General features: G+C 40.5%; 20 protein-coding genes. 3 read left to right on the top strand and 17 right to left on the bottom strand.

The annotated features are described in order from the left end of the window. Positions 1-5 precede the first annotated feature (5 nt). From nuoH to AC3Z9T_RS01715, 8 genes are all read right to left on the bottom strand, one after another. Positions 6-983: an NADH-quinone oxidoreductase subunit NuoH gene (gene nuoH / locus AC3Z9T_RS01750; protein WP_070929235.1), complete on the bottom strand. Its 978-nt coding sequence runs from the start codon at positions 981-983 to the stop codon at positions 6-8. Next, on the bottom strand, positions 983-3706 hold the full coding sequence (gene nuoG / locus AC3Z9T_RS01745) for an NADH-quinone oxidoreductase subunit NuoG (RefSeq protein WP_490124485.1): 2724 nt from the start codon (positions 3704-3706) through the stop codon (positions 983-985). Before nuoG ends, nuoH begins: the two co-directional genes overlap by 1 nt. Positions 3707-3805: 99 nt before the next feature. Next, positions 3806-5164 carry an NADH-quinone oxidoreductase subunit NuoF gene (nuoF, locus tag AC3Z9T_RS01740; protein WP_490124484.1) on the bottom strand — a complete coding sequence of 453 codons (1359 nt, stop codon included), beginning with the start codon at positions 5162-5164 and terminating at the stop codon, positions 3806-3808. Continuing rightward, complete coding sequence (gene nuoE / locus AC3Z9T_RS01735; protein WP_490124483.1) at positions 5161-5700, bottom strand: NADH-quinone oxidoreductase subunit NuoE; 540 nt, start codon at positions 5698-5700, stop codon at positions 5161-5163. The genes nuoF and nuoE overlap by 4 nt, the downstream gene beginning before the upstream one ends. A gap of 2 nt (positions 5701-5702) precedes the next feature. Next, positions 5703-7502 carry an NADH-quinone oxidoreductase subunit C/D gene (gene nuoC, locus AC3Z9T_RS01730; RefSeq protein ID WP_490124482.1) on the bottom strand — a complete coding sequence of 600 codons (1800 nt, stop codon included), beginning with the start codon at positions 7500-7502 and terminating at the stop codon, positions 5703-5705. A gap of 73 nt (positions 7503-7575) precedes the next feature. Next, positions 7576-8250 (bottom strand): NuoB/complex I 20 kDa subunit family protein, encoded by a 675-nt coding sequence (locus AC3Z9T_RS01725; protein WP_004921127.1) that lies wholly within the window; start codon positions 8248-8250, stop codon positions 7576-7578. 18 nt (positions 8251-8268) lie between these two features. Continuing rightward, positions 8269-8712 carry an NADH-quinone oxidoreductase subunit A gene (locus AC3Z9T_RS01720; protein WP_070929231.1) on the bottom strand — a complete coding sequence of 148 codons (444 nt, stop codon included), beginning with the start codon at positions 8710-8712 and terminating at the stop codon, positions 8269-8271. A gap of 721 nt (positions 8713-9433) precedes the next feature. Next, the gene (locus AC3Z9T_RS01715) at positions 9434-10363 is read right to left on the bottom strand and encodes a LysR family transcriptional regulator (protein ID WP_490125128.1); all 930 of its coding nucleotides are present in this window, start codon (positions 10361-10363) and stop codon (positions 9434-9436) included. 898 nt (positions 10364-11261) lie between these two features. Here AC3Z9T_RS01715 and AC3Z9T_RS01710 point away from each other — a divergent pair. Next, positions 11262-12476, top strand: coding sequence for a pyridoxal phosphate-dependent aminotransferase (locus AC3Z9T_RS01710; RefSeq protein ID WP_490124481.1), 1215 nt, complete (start codon positions 11262-11264; stop codon positions 12474-12476). Between the two features lie 436 nt (positions 12477-12912). Here the strand turns inward: AC3Z9T_RS01710 and AC3Z9T_RS01705 are convergent, their stop codons facing one another. The 3 genes from AC3Z9T_RS01705 to AC3Z9T_RS01695 form a co-directional block, all read right to left on the bottom strand. Then, a complete protein-coding gene (locus AC3Z9T_RS01705) occupies positions 12913-13287 on the bottom strand; it encodes a hypothetical protein (RefSeq protein WP_490124480.1) in 375 nt (124 codons plus the stop codon). Positions 13288-13413: 126 nt separating this feature from the next. Beyond that, complete coding sequence (locus AC3Z9T_RS01700; protein ID WP_490124479.1) at positions 13414-13782, bottom strand: hypothetical protein; 369 nt, start codon at positions 13780-13782, stop codon at positions 13414-13416. A gap of 106 nt (positions 13783-13888) precedes the next feature. After that, on the bottom strand, positions 13889-14305 hold the full coding sequence (locus AC3Z9T_RS01695) for a hypothetical protein (protein ID WP_490124478.1): 417 nt from the start codon (positions 14303-14305) through the stop codon (positions 13889-13891). Positions 14306-14768: 463 nt separating this feature from the next. On the opposite strand from AC3Z9T_RS01695, the gene yfbR reads away from it, so the two are divergent. Further along, the gene (yfbR, locus tag AC3Z9T_RS01690) at positions 14769-15350 is read left to right on the top strand and encodes a 5'-deoxynucleotidase (protein WP_490124477.1); all 582 of its coding nucleotides are present in this window, start codon (positions 14769-14771) and stop codon (positions 15348-15350) included. A gap of 285 nt (positions 15351-15635) precedes the next feature. Here the strand turns inward: yfbR and AC3Z9T_RS01685 are convergent, their stop codons facing one another. From AC3Z9T_RS01685 to yfbV, 6 genes are all read right to left on the bottom strand, one after another. After that, complete coding sequence (locus AC3Z9T_RS01685; RefSeq protein ID WP_490124476.1) at positions 15636-16055, bottom strand: hypothetical protein; 420 nt, start codon at positions 16053-16055, stop codon at positions 15636-15638. Between the two features lie 536 nt (positions 16056-16591). Continuing rightward, positions 16592-16897, bottom strand: coding sequence for a hypothetical protein (locus AC3Z9T_RS01680; protein ID WP_490124475.1), 306 nt, complete (start codon positions 16895-16897; stop codon positions 16592-16594). Positions 16898-17064: 167 nt separating this feature from the next. After that, positions 17065-18894, bottom strand: a complete 1830-nt coding sequence (locus AC3Z9T_RS01675; protein WP_490124474.1) for an SLC13 family permease — start codon at positions 18892-18894, stop codon at positions 17065-17067. An 86-nt stretch (positions 18895-18980) separates the two neighbouring features. Next, positions 18981-19655, bottom strand: a complete 675-nt coding sequence (locus AC3Z9T_RS01670) for a sugar phosphatase (protein ID WP_490124473.1) — start codon at positions 19653-19655, stop codon at positions 18981-18983. A 21-nt stretch (positions 19656-19676) separates the two neighbouring features. Beyond that, positions 19677-20171, bottom strand: coding sequence for a YfbU family protein (locus AC3Z9T_RS01665; RefSeq protein ID WP_490125127.1), 495 nt, complete (start codon positions 20169-20171; stop codon positions 19677-19679). Between the two features lie 127 nt (positions 20172-20298). Next, complete coding sequence (gene yfbV, locus AC3Z9T_RS01660) at positions 20299-20754, bottom strand: terminus macrodomain insulation protein YfbV (protein WP_490124472.1); 456 nt, start codon at positions 20752-20754, stop codon at positions 20299-20301. Between the two features lie 725 nt (positions 20755-21479). Between yfbV and ackA the strand changes: the two genes are divergently transcribed. Continuing rightward, positions 21480-22682: an acetate kinase gene (gene ackA, locus AC3Z9T_RS01655; protein ID WP_490124471.1), complete on the top strand. Its 1203-nt coding sequence runs from the start codon at positions 21480-21482 to the stop codon at positions 22680-22682. Positions 22683-22732: the final 50 nt, after the last annotated feature.

Here is a 22732-nt window from a genome sequence, read left to right as displayed (position 1 = left end):
ACCCCTTACTGAGCATTGTATAAAATGACTGCTGCTGTACCCAACAGGTTAAGCAGCGTCAGTGGCAGACAGATTTTCCAGCCAAAGGACATCACTTGGTCATAACGTGGACGCGGTAAAGATGCACGGATCAAGATAAACATCATCATGAAGAAGGCAGTCTTAATGGCAAACCACAGGAACGACGGTAAGAATGGACCATGCCAGCCACCGAAGAACAGTGTCACGATCAGCGCAGAAACGGTCACAATACCGATATACTCACCAACGAAGAACAGGCCGAATTTCATACCCGAATATTCTACGTGGTAACCATCGGCGATCTCTTGCTCTGCTTCTGGTTGGTCAAATGGGTGACGGTGACATACAGCCACACCCGCTATCGCAAAGGTCACAAAACCGAAGAATTGTGGAATAACGTTCCACATACCTTCTTGTGAGTTGACGATATCAATCAGGTTGAATGAACCTGCTTGAGCAACAACCCCCATCAGTGATAGACCTAAGAACACCTCGTAGCTCACTGTCTGTGCGGATGCACGCATCGCACCAAGTAGTGAGTATTTGTTGTTACTTGACCAACCTGCGAATAGCACCGCATAAACCGCCAGACCCGCCATCATCAGGAAGAATAAAATCCCAATGTTCAGGTCTGCAACGTGCCATGTCGGACTCACAGGAACAATAGCAAATGCAAGGAACAGTGAACAAAACGCAATCACTGGCGCTAAGGTAAAGATTTTTTTGTCCGCAAACTGTGGGATCCAGTCTTCTTTGAACAACATTTTGAACATGTCGGCAATTAATTGCCCCATGCCAAATGGTCCAACACGGTTAGGACCGTAACGGTTTTGGAATAAGCCGAGAATACGACGTTCACCCAAACTCATGTACGCACCACAGGTCACGACAACCAGTAGGATGACAATCGACTTAAGGATGGAAATTAAGACTTCCATCACTTCTGGGGATATCCAATCCATCATGCACCCCTCCGCAGATTATTGACTGACACACCCGCCATTGCTGGTGCAATACCTGGCATTCCCAAAGGCAGACCGATTTGACCACAAGACAGGTTTTGGCTGAGGCGAACAGTCAAATTAAAGGCTTGGCCTTGATGACTGAATTCCGCTTTAGCCCCAGCACTCAAACCGAGAGCTGCTGCATCTTGTGCATTCAACATCACATAAGGCTCAGGCATACGCTCTTGGATCACCTCTGAACGTTGTGACATTTCATCACTACCGAACAGGTGATAATAAGGCGCAACTACCCACTGTGCTTCAGCTGCATGATAAGCCGCTGGGATGTCAGTGAAATAAGCCAATTTCGCTTCTGTTGAGTTGAATAGACGCACGCCCGGATCGCCAAAGCGCAGATGCCCACCCACTTCACTTTGGAATTTGTTCCAAGCTTGTGGTGAGTTCCAACCCGGCGCCCATGCAAATGGAATTTGCTGACGTGGTGCGGTTGGGCTGTTATTACCTTCCATTGAGAAGGCAAACGCAGTGTCTTTATCTTGCGGCTGGCGTTGTTCGTGTACTGACTTATCTGCCAACATTGCAGTACGACCACTGTAACGATGCGGTTCACGCGCTAGCTTCTGACCACGAATACGGAAAGAAGCTTTCGGTGCTGCATCAACAATGCCTGCGAACTGTGGCAGTGCTGCAACACAGTCTGCAATCACATGGTCCAGTTGAGACCAATCTGCATCACGTTCTTGTGCTTCGGTTTGCAGAGAGTGCAACCAACGCCAGCTTTCGTTCATCACAATTGCTTTGTCGTAGAAAGATGGATCGAAAACTTGGAAGAAACGTTGTGCGCGGCCTTCTTGGTTAATCAAAGTTCCATCTGCTTCCGCAAAGCTTGCCGCTGGCAGGATCAATGACGCTTTGTCCATGATCTCGGTGTGTTGATGGTCGGCCACAATCAGGTGCTTCAATTTAGCTAGAGCACTATCAACCACATTGACACTGCTATGACGGTAAAGATCATTCTCCATCACGATAGCAACGTCTGCTTCATTCGCATTAATGCGAGCAAAAGCGCTGTCTAATGATTGTGCTTTCATCATTGCCAAGCCGAAGCTATTTGCATGTGATGCAAGGTAAGATAAACCAACTTGTGCACCTTTTGCTTTCAGAGCAAAGGCAACGTTTGCAGCGGCTTGGATCATTGCATCACTTGCAGAGTGACTACCACTGATAATCAATGGTTTTTTAGCACCTGCCAACGCTTGTGCAATAGTTTCTACTTTTGCTTTTAAATCGGCTGGTAAGTCAGCAACTGCTGGAGCATCACCGTTGATCATATTAGCAATAGCAAAACCAAAGCGTGCTTGATCAGCCACTGGTGCGCGATAGTTAAACGCGGCAATATCATCTAAACGAGTATCATCAACGTTAGTGATAAACAGTGGATACTTAGCATGTTGGCCGATATTCATGATCGCAGCGATTTGCCAGTCAGCCACTTTCTGAGCTGCGGCCATTTCGCGAGCTTTGCCTTTTACTGCTTGGCGAACAGAAAGTGCCATACGTGCGCCAGTCTGGGTTAAATCTTCACCCAGTACCAGAACCGCATCATAACCTTCAACTTCACGCAGGCTTGGCGTATAGATACCACCGTTTTGCAGAATGTTTTGCATCAACTCAAGGCGACGTTGTTCATCTGCCGAAACGCCAGAGTAGAAGTTTTCTGCGCCAACCAGTGCACGCAGTGCATAGTTGCTTTCGATGCTCGCACGCGGAGAACCAATACCAATCACTTTTTTCGCTTGATTGATAATTTGCGCGCCACTTTGCATTGCTTCAATTGCAGAAACAGCTTGTTTAACACCATCTCTATTTAAGAGCGGCTGACGTGGTCTGTCTTTACGGTTAACGTAGCCGTAACCAAAACGACCGCGGTCGCATAAGAAATAGTGGTTTACTGAACCGTTATAGCGGTTTTCAATACGGCGAAGTTCACCATAGCGCTCACCTGGGCTGGTGTTACAACCGATACTGCACTGTTGGCAGATACCCGGTGCAAACTGCATATCCCATTTACGGTTATAGCGTTCTGAGTGTGTTTTATCGGTAAACACGCCTGTAGGGCAGACTTCAACGAGGTTACCTGAGAACTCACTCTCTAACGTACCATCTTCTGTACGTCCGAAGTAAACATAGTTATGTGCGCCATAAACACCTAAATCTGTGCCATCCGCGTAGTCTTTATAGTAACGTACACAACGGTAACAGGCGATACAGCGGTTCATCTCATGACTGATGAAAGGCCCTAAGTCCTGATTAATGTGAGTACGTTTCGTGAAACGATATTTACGCATATTATGACCGGTCATCACCGTCATATCTTGCAGATGGCAATTACCACCTTCCTCACAGACTGGGCAGTCGTGTGGGTGGTTAGTCATTAACCATTCAACGACACTTTCACGGAATTGTTTGGCTTCTTCATCATCAATAGAGATGTAAGTCCCTTCCGTTGCGGGTGTCATACAGGACATAACGAGACGACCGCGGGTGTCATCCGCGTTTTGATACTGCTTAACCGCACACTGGCGGCAAGCGCCAACGCTTCCCAGCGCCGGATGCCAGCAAAAATAAGGAATATCTAGCCCCAGAGAAAGGCAGGCTTGTAACAGGTTTTCAGACCCGTTTACGTCATATTCTTTGCCGTCTACATATATTGTAGCCATAGTCAGCATGCTTCCCAAAGGCCCGCTCAAGAGCAGGCGTTAATCAAAAATACGTTCTTCGTGAAAAATAACTTTTGCGGTTGCTCATTCGCAAAAGTGTTACCAACGTTGTTTCAACAAGTTGGGTTGAATACCCGCTATCTGGACAATATTGCGCAGATCTTTTTGCGAGATACCCGCTTCAAATTCTTCACGGAAATATTTGATGGCGCTCTGTAAAGGCTCAACCGCACCCGGTGCGTGAGCACAGAAGGTTTTACCCGGACCTAAGAAACGGCATAACTGCTCAAGCGTTTCAATATCACCCGGCTGCCCTTCTCCTTTTTCCAACGCTTGTAAAATTTTCACGCTCCATGGCAAGCCATCACGGCAAGGTGTACACCAGCCACATGACTCACGAGCGAAGAAAGTTTCAAGGTTGCGAACCAGAGAAACCATGTTGATTTCATTATCAACGGCCATGGCTAACGCAGTCCCTAAACGGCTTCCTGCTTTACCGATAGACTCGAAATCCATTGGCAAATCAAGATGATCGTTAGTCAAGAAGTCAGTACCTGCGCCGCCCGGTTGCCATGCTTTGAGGGTTAACCCATCACGCATCCCACCTGCATAATCTTCCAACACTTCACGTGCTGTGGTACCAAATGGCAGCTCCCACAAACCAGGGTTTTTAACACGACCTGAGAAGCCCATCAGTTTAGTGCCGGCATCTTTGCTCTTACCTGCGCTGAGGTTGATATACCACTGGTCACCGTGCTCTAAAATTGCTGGCACATTACAGATAGTTTCAACGTTATTAACGCAAGTTGGCTTGCCCCATGCACCTGATGTAGCAGGGAATGGTGGTTTGGAACGTGGGTTAGCGCGACGACCTTCGAGGGAGTTAATCAATGCGGTTTCTTCACCACAAATATAACGACCTGCCCCCGTATGCACAAACAGTTCGAAATCAAAGCCTGAACCCAAAATGTTTTTGCCGAGCAGACCTGCAGCTTTTGCTTCTTCGATGGCATGGCGCAAATGTTTTGCAGCCTCAACATATTCACCACGTAGGAAGATATAACCACGGTAAGCTTTAAGTGCAAATGCGCCGATGATCATGCCTTCAACTAATAAGTGTGGCAGTTGTTCCATCAAAAGACGGTCTTTATAGGTACCCGGTTCCATTTCATCTGCGTTACATAAAAAGTAACGTAGTTTCATGTTTTCGTCTTTTGGCATCAGGCTCCATTTCAGACCAGTGGAGAAACCTGCACCGCCGCGACCTTTTAAGCCAGCGTCTTTGACTAGGTTAACCACTTCATCAGGGGCCATGCCTTTCAGTGCACGTTCTACACCTTTATATCCGTTTTTACTGCGGTACTCATCCAACCAAACAGGCTGATTGTCATCGCGCAAGCGCCATGTCAACGGATGTGTCTCGGCAGTACGGATCACAGGTTGAAAGGAGTTTGTCATGGATACTGCTCCAGTAACTTTTTAATATCTTCAGGCTGTACGTAGCTGTGTGTGTCCTCATCAATCATCATGGTGGGACCCTTATCACAGTTACCCAAACAACAGGTTGGCAGTAATGTAAAACGGCCATCTTGCGTTGTTTGGCCTGGGCGAATATTGAGCTGATTAATGATCTCAGCTTCTAATCCCTGATAGCCTGTGATATGGCAAACCACACTGTCGCAATAGCGAATAATGTGGCGACCAACAGGCTGACGGAAGATTTGACTATAGAATGTCGCCACACCTTCAACGTCACTTGCAGGGATGCCCAGTACTTCAGCAATAGCGTGAATGGCACCATCTTCAACCCATCCACGATTTTTTTGCACAATTTTCAGTGCTTCAATTGAGGCAGCACGCGCATCTTCATAGTGATGTTTTTCACCCTCAATTTCAGTACGCTCTGCTTCGGTTAGTACAAAGCCGTGCTGCGGTTGAGGTTCAAAGACATTTACGCCATCAAGACCAGTCTGCTTATTATGTTCATTATGCATGGTTAGCGATCCACATCCGACATTACAAAATCGATACTACCCAGATAGACAATCAAGTCAGACACCAGACTTCCGCTGATCACCGCTGGAATTTGCTGCAAGTGCGCATAGCTCGGTGTACGGATACGAGTACGATAGCTCATAGTGCTACCATCACTCGTCAGGTAATAACTGTTGATCCCTTTAGTTGCTTCAACCATCTGGAATGATTCATTAGCAGGCATCACTGGACCCCAAGACACTTGCAAGAAGTGGTTAATCAGAGTTTCAATGTGCTGTAACGTCCGCTCTTTTGGTGGCGGCGTTGTCAATGGGTGATCGGCTTTGAAAGGTCCTTCAGGCATGTGCTTCAAGCATTGCTCAAGAATGCGAATACTTTGACGCATCTCTTCCACTTTAATCATCACGCGGTCATAACAGTCACCGTTGTGAGCGATTGGAATGTCGAACTCAAAGTTTTCATAGCCTGAATATGGACGCCATTTACGTACGTCAAAATCAACGCCTGTGGCACGCAGACCTGCACCTGTCACACCCCATGCCAATGCTTCTTCTTTGGTATAAGAAGCAACACCAATAGAACGGCCTTTCAGAATGGAGTTTTTCAGTGCGGTCGTTACGTAGGATTCGAGGCGTTTTGGTAGCCAATCTAATAATTCACGCAACAATTTGTCCCAACCGCGTGGTAAGTCATGTGCCACACCACCGATACGGAACCATGCAGGGTGCATACGGAAACCCGTAATCGCTTCGACGACGTTATACACTTTCTGGCGGTCAGTAAATGCAAAGAATACAGGTGTCATCGCACCAGTATCTTGAATATAAGTACTGATATACAACAAGTGGCTGTTGATGCGGAACAGTTCTGATAACATCACACGGATCGTTTTCACACGATCAGGGACTTCAATACCTGCTAGTTTTTCAACAGCCAATACGTATGGCATCTCATTGACACAACCGCCGAGGTATTCAATACGGTCGGTATAAGGAATATAACTATGCCATGACTGACGCTCACCCATTTTCTCAGCACCACGATGGTGGTAACCGATATCAGGTACGCAGTTAACGATTTCTTCGCCATCAAGTTGCAACACAATACGGAAAGCACCATGTGATGATGGATGGTTAGGTCCTAAGTTTAGGAACATGAAGTCTTCGTTTTCATTACCACGTGACATGCCCCACTCTTCTGGTTTGAAAGTCAATGCTTCCATTTCCAGATCTTGTTTTTGCTTAGTTAGCTCAAACGGGTCAAATTCCGTCGCACGTGCAGGGTAGTCTTTGCGTAATGGGTGACCTTCCCAACTTGGCGACATCAGTAAGCGACGTAAGTTTGGATGACCTTGGAAGGTAATACCAAACATGTCCCATACTTCGCGTTCATACCAGTTAGCATTTGGGAACAGTGAAACGACAGAAGGCACATTGAGGTCTTTTTCACTCAATGCCACCTTCAACATAATGTCACGGTTGCGGTCAATCGAAATGAGGTGATAGAAAACACTAAAGTCTGCCTCTGGCAAACCTTGTCGGTGTATTCTTTGGCGCTCATCAACCCCATGCAAGTCAAATAACATCACATACGGTTTTGGCAATTTTTTCAAAAAGTCTACAACTTGGAGTAGCTGTTCACGTCTTACCCAAATTACTGGCATGCCAGTACGGGTTGCTTGAACAGAAAAGGCATCCGGCCCAAATTGGTTGCGCAACTCCAGAAGCACAGGGTCACTTAAGTGATCTTGTGTCTGCCATCCTGGCTGGGTACTCTCTTGCGCTATCTGATCTGTCATCATTCTTCACCATAACGCTTGATCAGGTTTATTATTTCGCAACACATTGCTCTGTTACGCTGTATGGCTTTAAGCCTTAAATTTCGTCTGGGGTACGCAGGTTAGTCACTGCGATACGTTCACCGTGCTTTCTTTCTCTTTCTGACTGCATATTGGCACGGTAAACCCCCTGATCACCAACAACCCACGAAAGAGGACGGCGCTCCTTACCGATGGATTCTTGTAACAGAAGTAGTGCTTGCATATAAGCTTCAGGGCGCGGTGGGCAACCTGGGATATACACATCCACAGGGATAAATTTATCAACGCCTTGAACGACAGAATAAATATCGTACATACCGCCAGAGTTGGCACATGAGCCCATTGAGATGACCCATTTTGGTTCTAGCATCTGATCATAAAGACGCTGAATAACAGGTGCCATTTTAGTAAAGCAGGTTCCTGCCACGACCATAAAGTCGGCTTGACGAGGTGAAGCACGAAGTACTTCTGCCCCGAAGCGGGCTACGTCATGAACTGCTGTGAACGACGTTACCATTTCTACATAGCAACATGAGAGACCAAAGTTATATGGCCAAAGAGAATTTTTGCGACCCCAGTTAACCACATCATGTAATGCATGAGAAAGTTTTCCCATATACACGCTGTTTTTGACTTGCTGCTCAAGTGGATCAGTAACGATCTCTTGAGTTTGCAGAGGGTAACGGTCGTTCTCACCGTTCGGATCTATGCGGGTGAGCGTATAATCCATTGTATAATGCCTCGCTTTTTACTGCGGATGACGATTGCTGATTTTAATAACTTCACTAGGACCTTTAACTGCGCGACGTGAACGGACAGGAGTCCAATCCAATGCACCGACGCGGATCAGGTAAAAAAGCCCCGCCAACAATACCAGAATGAAGATTGCTGCTTCGATAAAGCCTAACCAACCGACTTCACGGACGGCAACGGCCCATGCAAACAGGAACATGGCTTCAACATCGAAAACAACGAAAAACATGGCAACCAAATAGAATTTGGCTGACATACGAAGACGGGCACTGCCTACCGAATCGATACCGGACTCATAAGGTACGTGTTTTGTTCTGGCTTTGGCGCGACTGCCAAGGAAATGACCAGCGACCAACATAAACGAACAAAGGGCGATGGCGCCGACAAAGAATATCGCAAACGCCCAGTTGTGGGCTAACGCTAGGATAGATTCAGACATACTCGTTGCTTACTCATTACATATGGCGCGTGAATCTGCTCTTTTTAACATCACGGCAGTATTGCACCATAATTGCCCAGTTAACTGAGAAGAAAGACCAAAAATCATCACCAAACATAAAAATCAGCCTGAAGACTGCGTTTGGTTTGTCCTCTCTCTGACTATTTATTTTGCTTAACTTAAGCAAAATAACCCGTATTTGTTACAAGTCCTTGACATTTTAAAAACAAGGCTGAAACAAAAAACACTCAAAAGCAGCTAAAACGTGTCAGTGTGATAATACACCTAGTAAACACAATGACTAGTTTAACTGATTATTCGCTTTTACTACACTATTATCTCAGGAAAAACCTGTCTTACCAGATGAAAACTTGCTCTTTTTATTTGATCTGGCGCACAATTTTATTGAAAATATGCTCAGATTGTTTACAGAACATTCAAATTTAGTCTAAGTCGTATTAACGATTTTTTATTCACTAAATCAAGTAACTGCCTGACTAGCCAGCTCAATTTTATCAATTCAGCAAAATATGATTGTTAACAACATAACAATTTCTTAACTAAAAAATGAAATTTCTGTTCTGCCATCCACATCACAATTATTTCACGTTATAATTATTTTAACCATACTTATTAAGTGGTTAATTAGCTTTTTTTACCTTCAGTTTGCTCAAAAAAAAGCCGCGAAACAATCGCGGCATATTCACTGGATAAATATTAATTAATATAATCCTTCGCTTTCACTAACAGTTGCCTCATCCGTTGCTGGTGCAACTGCGTAAGGGATCTTTTTATTCTCTATGGCACTAAATACCGTTAGCACAAAATCCTTTTGCTCATCCGCATTTTTGTATAACCAGTACTGAATATCAGGTAAACGAGGCAAGCCATCCGCTTCATTTAAAATACGCAAATCTGCATTTTGCATTTCCATTGGCCGTGCAGTGACACCAACCTCAGCATTTACAGCTGCTCTAACGGCTGGCAAAGAAGCCGCTTCATAAGCAACATGCCAAGATAGTCCTGCATCATCTAATGCATCAGTACTCATTTTACGGAATGGGTTTGATTCATCCATTACCACTAATGGAATAGGCTCATTAGCACGTAATTGGAAATCAGGTGCACTGTGCCATAATACAGGAACAGTTCTCAATGCCGTTTTAGGATGATGGCTAATACGTGCCGTGGTCAAGGCTAAATCAATTTCATGATTATCTAACATTGATTCAATAAAGTGTGCACGTTTGATTCTCACCTCAACTGCAAGACGAGGAAAAACAGAAGCTATACGGTTTAATAAGAATGGCAATAAAATATCGACAGTATCATCCGATGCGCCAATACGTAGTTCACCTTCTGCATCATTATAAGTTAACGATGCAGTAGCATCATCGTTAGCACGTAAGATTTGTCTTGCGTAGCCAAGTAATTGTAAACCATGAGCGGTGAGTAATTTATTTCTCCCATGACGAGCGAATAATTCACGGCCAACGAGTTGTTCTAGGCGCTGCATTTGCTGACTAACAGCAGACTGTGTACGACATACTGCAGCAGCAGCCGCAGCAAATGTATTGAGATCGGCCACTGCGACGAATGTGCGCAGTAAATCCAGATCAAGGTTCATTATTGGACGATTGGAATTTATCATCATTAATTCTCTTATATAATTTTATGATACCTGGTGTTCCTGTTCTCCTCCTTGAGATCAGCTTATTTAATAGCATAATATACTCTAGGTAATGCGAAGTGCGGTTATGTAACAAGCGAGCGAATCGCTAGGTGTCTAGAAAACACAGTAACTAACGTGAATAAACCTAGTTACCTTACCTCAACGCAAAGCGCCGCATCTTAAAATAAATGAGTATAATTTGCTTGATGCTTTTCTAATCCTTAGATCGCATTGATTACACTTTATCTGAGTTGATCAATCGTAAAACGAAAGCACCAACCCACGACAAAAAAAGTTTGCTAAAGGAGCGATTTAATATAAATCCCAAATACAACCTTCTTATTTTGTCGCTCTTCAAATAGTAACATATTTAATGTAATTGCAATTATTTTAATGTAAATGCCTTTAAACACATACTCAAAACAGCAATATTATTGTTGTAATTCAATGAATTAATGATATTTAGTTTAAATATCTTATATATTTTCTCACTAGAACAATCAATATTACTAACAAAAAGAGCTGATTTTTACTAAAATTTCACCGAAATTTATTTCTAAGCATCTAATTTCGTCATCAATCTTACAATTTGATACAAATTTTTTATTTCTTATTTAACTATGTGGATAATTTTTATTTTTTCCTCCAAAACTGAGATATTTGACGATATTTAAATTCAAATTAAGCGATACAATCGATAATTAAATTCAACATAAGAAATATATTAAGTGATCAACTATCGCATTACGGTATAAACCAACCTTTTACACCAAAAATTATCTCCTATCTTCAAAAGCTTCCGAGGTAGGAGTACAGTAGAGCTGTTAGCCGGAATCCCCCTACTTAAGTCATCCCAAATAGGGTAATGAGAGAAATAATGAATACAATAAAGAAATCTAACAAGCTTGATAATGTCTGTTATGACATTCGCGGGCCTGTATTGAAAGAAGCAAAGCGCTTAGAAGAAGAAGGTAATAAAGTCCTCAAGCTCAATATCGGTAATCCGGCACCGTTTGGCTTTGAAGCCCCAGATGAAATATTGGTTGATGTACTGCGTAACTTACCTAATTCACAAGGGTACAGTGATTCAAAAGGTTTGTATTCAGCACGTAAGGCAATCGTACAACATTACCAAGCACGCGATGTTCGCGAAATGACAGTTGAAGACGTTTATATTGGCAATGGTGTTTCTGAATTGATTGTGCAGGCAATGCAAGCGCTACTCAATAATGGTGATGAAATGCTAGTTCCTGCGCCTGACTATCCACTATGGACGGCGGCAGTTTCTTTGTCTGGTGGTAGTGCAGTTCACTACATGTGTGATGAACAACAGGGTTGGATGCCTGATATTGAAGATATCCGCAAAAAAATTAGCCCTCGCACCCGCGGTATTGTGATCATCAATCCAAATAATCCAACTGGAGCTGTCTATAGCAAAGAACTGCTATTAGAGATTGTCGAGATTGCTCGCCAACACAGCTTAATCATCTTTGCTGATGAAATTTACGATAAGATCCTTTATGACGATGCCGTCCACCATTCTATCGCTGCCCTTGCACCTGATTTGTTAACGGTAACCTTTAATGGTTTATCTAAAACATACCGTGTAGCCGGTTTTCGTCAAGGCTGGATGGTATTGAATGGTCCGAAACAGCAAGCTAAAGGCTATATTGAAGGTTTAGAAATGCTAGCGTCGATGCGCTTATGTGCCAACGTACCAATGCAGCACGCTATCCAAACAGCTTTAGGTGGTTATCAGAGCATCAGTGAGTTTATTCAACCGGGTGGCCGGTTATATGAACAACGTGAACGCACATGGCAATTAATTAATCAAATACCCGGTGTATCTTGCGTTAAACCACAAGGTGCACTTTATATGTTCCCTAAAATTGATATTAAGCGCTTTAACATCCATGACGACCAAAAAATGATCCTTGATCTGCTACTACAAGAAAAAGTACTTTTAGTGCAAGGAACAGCATTTAACTGGCCAGAACCCGATCATTTCCGTATTGTTACTCTGCCATATGCAGATGATCTTGAAATGGCGATTAATAAATTTGGCCGCTTTATCGAAAATTATCGTCAGTAACTCACTATATAACGCTCTCTTTACCTGATCGAGGGCGTTTTTTCCTCCACATTCACGTCATGTTATGATGTATAATAGTACAAAATCCCCATTTCATAGATATGAACGAAATAGGGAAACATTTATTAAATACTATAATAAAAACTTAAAAGTCACCTTTACTAACCGTCTATAAATGATGACTTCAGGCAATTATTAAAGAATAGAAATAAAATAAACTGCCGCCAAGAAAAATAGTAATAAAATAATTGGAAAGTATTTCATGATATCCCTTATTAATTTCGGTCAACACGGACCTACTCATTATAGATTTTTATTACATCAGATCAAACAATAATCCGGAAATATACTGTTATTATTTTACACATTCCTTATTTGATGCTCATTATAATACAATCAATCCATTCCATTACTGATAAAGCACTTAATAATAAAACTACTCTATTCTTATCAGCTTTTTAGAGCAGCCACTAGAGGAAGGAAAATTGATGTATACTGTTTGACTTACACCATTAACACCTATTATTGCTTTTCCATGATCTGATTCTGTTATAGAGCAGTAAAATGTATCCATAAGTGAATACATATGGTCATCCATTGTTCTTATCCTTATACCCCAATAATTTTGCGGTGAAAAAACGCCTGTATAATAATAAAATGTCAATGAATCTTTCTCAGACTCTCCATGTCCAGGATTAAAGAATGTAGCAGTCGTATCTTTTAATCCTTTAAAACTATGAAACACCGTAATATATTTTAATTTCTCTCCCCAATAGTTTTCTATAGTTGCATGACCATTTTTAATTATCATAATCATCCCTTTTAAATTTAATAAAAAATCAACTTACATATAAAGACCACTGAAGTGACTTATCTAGTACATTCATTTAGAATTGATAATTTATTATGAGTTAATTTAACGATATTAGTTTTAATTTTAAATCAACTTTAAACTTGTGCTACAGTCCCCAGATGCGGGGAAATGTACATACATTGTTTTAGCATCACCATTAATACCAACGGTCACCCGTCCTTTATCTTCACTTCTTACTGAGCAATAGAAATCATCTCTTGTTCTATAAATGCTTCCATTTAATGTTTCTATCACCATAAACCAATAATCTTTTGGCGAGCCATATCCTAATTTATATTTACCATACATTGCATTAGGGATTACTGTTGCATTTTCAACATCAAAAAACTCTCTTGATGTTGTATCAAATCCAGTATGTATGAGAAGAATACGTTTTAATTTTTCACCCCAGTAATTTTCGAGTGTAATAATAATTGAATTATAGTCAGGCACGAGTCTTCCTTTGTATTTTATAATTAAAAATATATATTCATACCATCAATTTAAATAAATATTTTCTTGATAGTCTGTATAGAGGGTTTTAAAAACCATACATCAATTAAATTAATTTCAAATCTGTACTACAGCCTGATGATGATGGAAATGCAACATATAAGCTTTCTGCATCACCATTGACACCTAATATCACATTATTTTCATCACTACTCGAAAGGGAGCAATAAAACCGGCTTTTACTTTTGTAAACCTTACCACTATTAGTAGTGATTTTTATTCTCCAATAATCATAATTCTCTGCATCACCATTAGTATGCAGAAAGGTAAATATGTTACTTACTTTTGTTTTATCCTGAATATTATAAAGTATTTTTGAAACAGCTTTACGTTCTGATGTAAATACCACCCCAGAGATAAAATGGGTGATTTCAACCCGTACTAGCATTTCACCCCAATAATTTTCAAAATGACAAGTTCCAACCTCATAATTACCACCTCCAATATTTTCACTCAGTTCCATTTTATATTCCTTTAAATTTCATATTTAACAAACATATCAATAATCTTAGAAAACATTAATAAAGAGCATCATGCACCATTTGAAATAAATGACATAATATAATTGCTCCAATGACAATGATAACTAGAAAATTGAAAATTAAAATTCGTATTAAAATAAAAAAATAATGATTTATGAAGCTTCAATACACTAATCAAATTAATCAAGCTATCATTCTATAGTTTACGCCATTCCAATACTCCTATAGCATCAATATAATAGAAAAACAGTCCATTCAAAAACCATTATCCCATATTTCATTTAAGAGCCTTTCAAATTAAATTTTCAGCATCAGTTATCTATAAAAACAATTTTTTATTAAAATCATATATATTCACATGATATGAATCACTAAGAAATAATCTCATATCTATTTCTTATTAATTCAATTAAAATAAAGCTTTTACAGATTTGTGAGGGTCCTATGAGCTACTTTTTTGCCCATCTTGCTAGAATGAAACTTATCCATCGCTGGCCACTAATGCGTAATGTACGTACTGAAAACGTTTCGGAGCATAGCTTACAAGTTGCCATGGTTGCCCATGTGTTAGCCGTTATTAAAAATCGCAAGTTTGGGGGTAATGTTGATGCAAAGCATATTGCATTACTCGCAATGTATCATGATGCAAGCGAAGTGATTACCGGTGATCTACCAACGCCGATTAAATATCATAACCAGCAAATTGCCCATGAATATAAAAAAATAGAGAAATTTGCCCAACAAAAGCTACTCGATATGCTACCTGAGGAGTTACAGGATGACTTCAGAGAGCTTATTATTGAGGATTTGCAAACAGAAGAAGAGCATTTTATCGTTAAGCAAGCAGATTCATTATGCGCTTATTTAAAATGCTTAGAAGAGTTATCAGCAGGAAATAGTGAATTTAAATTAGCCAAAAAACGTTTAGAGAAAATTCTAGCTGAAAGAAAAAGCCCTGAAATGGATTATTTTATCGAAGTATTTGTTCCAGGGTTTAAACTTTCGTTAGATGAGATAAGTCATTAATTAATTGGGTAGGATTACCAATTCTACCCTCTTAGCTGATTAAATATAAATCTAATTAAATTCTTTCTTTAAGATAAATCAATAACCCAATTGATGCACAAAGTATAAATCAATACAGCAGCATAATATGTAGCAAAATCTACTAACTATTTTCATTAACACTCAATAACAATCGTAATGCCTTAGCACAAAGTGTGATAGTTTGAAGTGTAGCGAATATAGAGAGTTAATTTCCCCTTAGACTCTCCATTAATAATATTAATCAATATATAAAAGAAAAAACAATTAACTTTCTCTTAATAAATATGCAGAGCAATTACCTGACGCCATAGAAACATACATTTTTTTAGATTCACCATTGACACCTAAAATAACTTTTCCGTTATCTTTATCTTTTATCGAACAACGCAGCCCTATCTCAGTCGAATAAACTTCATTACTTTCCGTTTCAATTCTAACCTCCCAAAAATCAAGAAGAAATGCATTGCCTAGTGCGTAATTAAATCTCAGAGCATTGGAAACCGTTGCCTTATCATAGATATTTACAATATGATTTATTGAGGTGTGTTTTTCTTGTCCAGATATATTTAGAATGTCATTAACATAATGAGTAATTGTTACACTAGCTAATTTCTCGCCCCAATAATTTTCGAAATCAAGAATTCCACCTTGTATAGTTACACCCATTTTTTCTATATTACTCATAAATCACCTTCACATTTTCTATAGGAAGAATAAGTTTAACTTTATGCAGATAAAAATAAATCACAATTAATAAGTTTAACTAATAAAAATAACCTTATATTTATATATATTAAAAATAACTTTTTTACAAGGGAATAAAATAGGCATATGTTATATATACTTTTTGAATAAACCGGAGATGATTTCAGGGTAAGAACAATCAAAAACTCAAAAATAAAATTCTCTATATGATTATTTGCAATATTTGAAATGGCACGTAGCGAATTTTAATTCATAAAGAATTGGTTAGAAAAATTACGGCTGAAGAAAAAGCCCTTAAATGGGCTATTTTATAAAATAAATTTTCCAGTATTTAAATTTCCCCTAACTAAATTATTAACTAATCAATAAAAGGGAATAAAACTTTTTATTTTTTTCGCTAAACTAATCTAGTTCATTCAATTTAGTGTTACATCCTGATGATACAGGAAATGCAACATAAAATGTTTCAGCATCACCATTGACACCTAATATTACCTTACCATTATCTTCCTCATCTAATGAACAATAAAATCGTCTTTTACTTTGGTATATTTTATACTTTCTGTAATTATTTTGATGATCCAATGATCATAGCTATCCCAAGCACCTACGCTATATCTAAATGGAAATATACCCTCCAATTTTGCTTTATCCGGCACATTGTGAATAGTCTTATATGTTCCATACTTTTCATATTTATCAATAAGCCCAGATACAAAATGAGTAAATTCAACAGTAACTAATTTCTCTCCCCAATAGTTTTCGAAATCACAATAACCTGTTAGATATTTATATCCATGAACACCTTGATTATTTTCCATTTTTTCCTCACTAAAAAATATATTCTAAAAGAATTTCATTACCTATGAAGTATAAACAATAGCGGATAACTTCAGATTTGATATCATAATTAACATCATAGAATGATAAAAATAAAATTATCATGACTGGCTAAATAAATTAACCAGTCATTTTTTATAAAAACAATTTAGAAAGGAAATAAAATAGGAACAATTAATATACTGATAATCATAACAACTATTGTAAAAGGCACACCAATTTTCACAAAATCACCAAATTTATATCCACCTGGGCCAAGCACTAATGTATTGACCGGGGAAGAAACCGGTGTCATAAAAGCTGCTGATGCTGCAATACCGACAATCATCGCAAAAGGTAATGGTGAAACTTCCATTTGACGAGCTGCAGCAATTGCAATCGGGGCCATTAAAACAGCCGTTGCCGTATTAGAAATAAATAATCCAATTGATGCACAAAGTATAAATAAGCACAACAACATAACATGTGGTCCTAACCCACCCGCAATTTTCATTAGCGCATCAACCGCCAGTGCAATACCACCCGTTTCTTGCAAAGCAATCGCAAATGGCATCATCCCAACAATCAAAATAATACTTGGCCAGTGAATTGACTTATAGGCGCTCTCCATATCTATACAACGAAATTTCCCCATTAATAAGCAGGCAATCAGAGCTGCAATAAAATTGGGAATTTCATTGGTTACCATCATGGCTACCATTAACGCTAAACAAAATAATGCATGTGGAGCTTGAGATGATGCTGGCGCGACTGCTTCAACTTCTGCTGCGAGATTTAATACAATAAAATTACGTGGTTTGGTTGAAAGAATACGAATGAGTTTCCAGTCACCAATGACTAACAAAATATCGCCAAGGCGCAGTGGTTCATCGACTAGCTTACCACTGATTGCTTTGCCATCACGGCGAATACCCACCACGTTTAAACCATAACGGGTACGGAACTTAATATCACGGAGACTTTTCCCCAATAGCTCTGAGTCAGGGTTCATTGAAACTTCAGCCATTCCTACATCACGTGACTGATCAGAAAAATAATCGCCTCGTAAGATCATCGGCTCAAGTTTTTGTTCAAAACAAAACTGGCGTAACTCATCATCACTTACGGCAATATCCACCAGCAAAACATCTTGTTCTCTTAATTCAGTTCCGCCTGTTGCACTCACCATCACACGTCGAAACTTACGCCAACGTTCGATACCAACCACGTTAGCTTCATAGCGTGAACGCAAATGTAACTCATCGAGGGAATGACCAATTAGTGGTGAGCCTTTACGAATAGCTAAACGACGCGCCCTACCCGCTAATTTATAATCACGAATTAAATCACGGAAAGTTCGCTGATAGCGCTCAGGTAATTTATCAGGCTCGCTACTGCCTAACCAATGGCGGGCAACCCACATATAAGCAATGCCCGCTAATAAGATCACAATACCAATTGGGGTAATTGAAAAGAATTGGAAACCTTTGATGCCTTCTCGTACTAACTCACTGTTTACCACCATGTTGGGTGGTGTTGCTACTAATGTCATCATGCCACTGATCAGGCCAGCAAACCCTAATGGCATCATTAAACGACTCGGGGAGATTTTCATACGCCCAGCAACACTAAGTACAACTGGGATAAAGATAGCGACCACGCCAGTGGAGCTCATAAAAGCACCTAGCCCAGCAACTGTTAGCATTAAAAACACTAACATTTTGCTTTCACTACTACCCGCTACACGAACCAGCCAGTCACCCATCTGATAGGCAATACCCGTTCGCACTAAACCATCACCAATCACAAACAAGGCGGCGATCAACAATACGTTGGGATCAGCAAAACCCGCCGTTGCTTGCTCTAAAGAGAGTGTATCGCTTAGCACAAACGCGACAATCACTAATAATGCCACCACATCCATCCGGATTTTGTTTGTGGTGAACAACACTATCGCGATCAATAAGAGGGTTAACACCCACAGCAATTCTCCGTTCAAAATTTCCCCTTTCGACGAAAAAAACAGTGTTAGCAATTCCTTTAGTTAACCATGTTTTACGGAGGATTACTTTGATTTAATCGCTGTTAGACATTTTTTGATACATGGAGTGTAAAAACACCATTTTTGTCTGGTCCCGTAACCGTAATTTGCGTTAATGAGCTGATAATTGCATCAATTTGTTGTCTTCTTGGCATACTCTCTGGTGCATGTACCGCAACAACTTGACAGCCCGCATCAAGCGCTGAATAAATGCCTGCTTGAGCATCTTCGAAGGCAATACAGTCTTTTGGATCTAAATCGAGGGATTTCGCCCCTAATAAGAAAGGTTCTGGATCAGGCTTACCTTTTGAGACCTTTTCAAAAGTGACCCAGTGTTTTGGTTCAGGTAAGCCCGAGGCTTTTTGCCGCCCATGAGCGATAGGTACTGTCCCTGACGTAACAATCGCCCAAGGCACGCCAAGCTCATCTAAACGTGTTAATAAAGCCACTGCTCCGGGTAACGCAACCACACCTTCCATATCGGAAGCTTCCATCTTTTCTAACCAGCGAAAACGAGACATTATTTCGTCTTCGCTGGCTTCAGGCATAAAGTGGCGCAAACTAGTCAGCGCAGGTTTTCCATGGATATAACTAATGATTTCTTCAGGAGAAACCCCTATTTCCTCACCAAATAAACACCAGCAACGTTCTACTACGGCTAATGAATCGGCTAACGTACCATCGAGATCAAACAGAAAACCTTTTGCTTTTAACTCCACATTTACCCCTTAGAAACGCATTTATGCATTAATAACCTGATTAATTTCTACCGCAGATAAATGGTATTGACGAGGGCAAGCACGCCAAATACCAAGCATCCGGACATATTTGTCCCACATCGGTGTTTGAGAATTAAAACCATGAGTGCCGCTATCAAAGTGCGTATAACGCCCTTCGGTATTGACCATAAAACGCACATAACTCAAGTAACGAGCCTCTGTTGCTGCATCAAAACCAAGGAACTGTACACGGCGTCCATCAATACCTTGTGGATCACTCATATTGCTATAAGACACTTGCAGTGCATGATACATCTCCATGATATCAATCACGGTGCGGCAAGTGCTTTCGCTTAATTCGCCAAAGTCTCTATCAAGCTCACGCATTTGTAAGCCAAAACCACGCTCAATAATGGTTTGCAAACGACGATAGCGATCTGAGTTTTCAGGATCTAGCATCGTCATCATTTTGTATTGATTGGATAAAATCAGGCGTTGTGCATTGGTCATTTCCATCATGGTTCTCCTCGGAAAATTTATAGCTCATCTTCGCACTCAACATTCATGATGGACAGTGAAAACATCACTTTTATTGATCTAAACAACCTTTTTGCGTTACTTGTTGTTAAATCGAACTTTTAATTCAGATATCTTCAATAAAAGACTTGTCTAGTTGCTTAAATGCACGTTGCAACAACTGTGCTAAAGCTAAGTAGTCAGGTTGATGTTCAACAGGTGCCATTGCAATACCTGCTTGGGTAAATTTGTCGCGTATTTCATAAAACCAACTGAGCAAACTGGCTGGCAATGGCGTTGCTGCTCGTTTACCTAGCCACCATAGCCCTTGCATTGGTAAACTACAGGCAAACAGAGCCGTTGCAACCGCGGGGCCTAGTTGACCACCAAGAGCAATTTGCCAAGCCAATGTAAAAATAGCGATAGGTGGCATAAAGCGGATACCAAAGCGCGTGGCTTTGATCATGCGTAATTCGGGGAATATTGGAGACAGTTTTTTCTCCATGGGAAATGTTTTTAGGTACAGGTTCCCCAGCCTAAATCGTTTGAAAAAACCTGGCGGTGAGTTTTGTAATGTACTCATGGATACCTTCCTATTAAATCTGTGCTTCATTGCTATCATACACCATTTTATACTCTAAATAATTCGAGGTGCAGGCAGATGACAAGCGAAGAGAGTCGAGGAACATAGATAAACACTGTGACTCGGTTAGCGTAGTGTAGTCACTTATACTTAAACGAAAGCCCTGCAACTTGAAGTACAACGAGTATATCAGTAATGACTATTGCTTGTACCGATAGATAATCTTAAATTATTTTTGCCACAAAAATGCTCATTTTTGTCGAAATCAGCTATTCTGATGGATAGGTAATTTTGCATAAAATGCGTATTTTATAGGGCGCTTATGATTTCAATCAATCAAAGCCTCTATTTATAAAAAAAACATACAAAATATAAAATATTTTTAGTAGAATTAGCCGCATTTAGTATTGCGGTCGAATTTTGCTAACCTATTTTAGGTTATCAATAGCTCAACAGTTATATTGGGGTTCGTGCGTGTTATTTCAACACCGGTGGCTGAATGCATTAACTAATGTGCTTAGTCAATAAGATAAACACGTATTACGGCCTCTTGTTATACGCCCGATAAGTTTTAAATGGTTTGAAGTATGATGAATAAATGACCTCAATCATGAAATTCGGGCACTAAATGCGCTAGGCTCTAGCTCACTAAATTTTTACAAAGTCTTTTTAGGCAACTTTGCATCTTAAAGGCTTCACAACAACAATTAACAATAGGTATTTCCATGTCAAGTAAGCTGGTACTGGTTCTAAACTGCGGTAGCTCCTCACTGAAATTCGCCATCATCGATCCATCTAATGGCGATGAATATTTATCTGGTTTAGCTGAGTGCTTTAATCTGCCGGAAGCCCGTATTAAGTGGAAAATGGATGGCGCTAAGCATGAAGCTGAATTAGGCGCAGGTGCTGCACACAGTGAAGCGCTGAATTTCATTGTTAACACGATCTTAGCAGCAAAACCTGAGTTGTCTGCACAAATCACTTCTATCGGTCATCGTATTGTTCACGGTGGTGAGAAATTCACTTCATCTGTATTGATTAATGATGACGTGGTTGAAGGTATCAAAGCAGCCATCCCATTTGCACCGCTGCATAACCCAGCTCACTTGATTGGTATCGAGGAAGCAAGAAAAGCATTCCCTCATTTAGTTGGTAAAAATGTTGCCGTATTCGATACCGCATTCCACCAAACTATGCCTGAAGAAGCTTATCTATACGCGCTGCCATATGAATTATATGAAGAGCATAGCATTCGTCGTTACGGCGCTCATGGAACTAGCCACTTCTATGTATCACGTGAAGCAGCGAAAAAATTAAACAAACCTGTTGAAGAGTTAAATGTCATCACTTGCCATCTTGGCAACGGTGGCTCAGTGACTGCGATTGTTAATGGTCAATGTGTTGATACTTCTATGGGTCTGACTCCACTAGAAGGTCTGGTGATGGGTACTCGTAGTGGCGATATCGATCCGGCGATTATTTTCCATCTGCATGACTCTCTAGGTATGAGCGTAGATCAAATCAATAAGATGCTGACTAAAGAGTCAGGTCTACTTGGCTTAACTGGCGTGACCAGTGATTGCCGCTATGTTGAAGATAACTACGATACTAAAGCAGATGCAAAACGTGCAATGGACGTCTTCTGCCACCGTTTAGCGAAATACGTTGGTGCATACAGCGCACTGATGGAAGGTCGTCTTGACGCAGTGATCTTCACTGGTGGTATTGGTGAAAATTCAGCTCACGTACGTGAACTGACACTGAAAAAACTGGCTCTATTAGGCTTTGAATACGATCACGAACGCAATTTAGCGGCACGTTTTGGTAAAGAAGGTCTAATCACTACCGATAGCAGCCGTCCAGCGCTAGTTATCCCAACTAACGAAGAGTTAGTGATTGCCCAAGACTCTGCTCGCTTAACCGCTTAAGGTTTCGATACCGCCAGCTCAACGCTGGCGGTACTGTTTTATAATTAGAG

It is taken from the genome of Providencia sp. 6390 (genome assembly GCF_058148425.1).
The sequence above is the reverse complement of the archived record's forward strand: the minus strand, read 5'-3'. Positions and strand labels throughout refer to the sequence as shown.

What these genes read in the sequence shown, in the direction of transcription:
- nuoH (WP_070929235.1), bottom strand. Translation starts at nt 983, where the DNA reads ATGGATTGGATATCCCCAGAAGTGATGGAAGTCTTAATTTCCATCCTT.
- nuoG (WP_490124485.1), bottom strand. Translation starts at nt 3,706, where the DNA reads ATGGCTACAATATATGTAGACGGCAAAGAATATGACGTAAACGGGTCT.
- nuoF (WP_490124484.1), bottom strand. Translation starts at nt 5,164, where the DNA reads ATGACAAACTCCTTTCAACCTGTGATCCGTACTGCCGAGACACATCCG.
- nuoE (WP_490124483.1), bottom strand. Translation starts at nt 5,700, where the DNA reads ATGCATAATGAACATAATAAGCAGACTGGTCTTGATGGCGTAAATGTC.
- nuoC (WP_490124482.1), bottom strand. Translation starts at nt 7,502, where the DNA reads ATGATGACAGATCAGATAGCGCAAGAGAGTACCCAGCCAGGATGGCAG.
- AC3Z9T_RS01725 (WP_004921127.1), bottom strand. Translation starts at nt 8,250, where the DNA reads ATGGATTATACGCTCACCCGCATAGATCCGAACGGTGAGAACGACCGT.
- AC3Z9T_RS01720 (WP_070929231.1), bottom strand. Translation starts at nt 8,712, where the DNA reads ATGTCTGAATCTATCCTAGCGTTAGCCCACAACTGGGCGTTTGCGATA.
- AC3Z9T_RS01715 (WP_490125128.1), bottom strand. Translation starts at nt 10,363, where the DNA reads ATGATAAATTCCAATCGTCCAATAATGAACCTTGATCTGGATTTACTG.
- AC3Z9T_RS01710 (WP_490124481.1), top strand. Translation starts at nt 11,262, where the DNA reads ATGAATACAATAAAGAAATCTAACAAGCTTGATAATGTCTGTTATGAC.
- AC3Z9T_RS01705 (WP_490124480.1), bottom strand. Translation starts at nt 13,287, where the DNA reads ATGATAATTAAAAATGGTCATGCAACTATAGAAAACTATTGGGGAGAG.
- AC3Z9T_RS01695 (WP_490124478.1), bottom strand. Translation starts at nt 14,305, where the DNA reads ATGGAACTGAGTGAAAATATTGGAGGTGGTAATTATGAGGTTGGAACT.
- yfbR (WP_490124477.1), top strand. Translation starts at nt 14,769, where the DNA reads ATGAGCTACTTTTTTGCCCATCTTGCTAGAATGAAACTTATCCATCGC.
- AC3Z9T_RS01685 (WP_490124476.1), bottom strand. Translation starts at nt 16,055, where the DNA reads ATGAGTAATATAGAAAAAATGGGTGTAACTATACAAGGTGGAATTCTT.
- AC3Z9T_RS01680 (WP_490124475.1), bottom strand. Translation starts at nt 16,897, where the DNA reads ATGGAAAATAATCAAGGTGTTCATGGATATAAATATCTAACAGGTTAT.
- AC3Z9T_RS01665 (WP_490125127.1), bottom strand. Translation starts at nt 20,171, where the DNA reads ATGGAAATGACCAATGCACAACGCCTGATTTTATCCAATCAATACAAA.
- yfbV (WP_490124472.1), bottom strand. Translation starts at nt 20,754, where the DNA reads ATGAGTACATTACAAAACTCACCGCCAGGTTTTTTCAAACGATTTAGG.
- ackA (WP_490124471.1), top strand. Translation starts at nt 21,480, where the DNA reads ATGTCAAGTAAGCTGGTACTGGTTCTAAACTGCGGTAGCTCCTCACTG.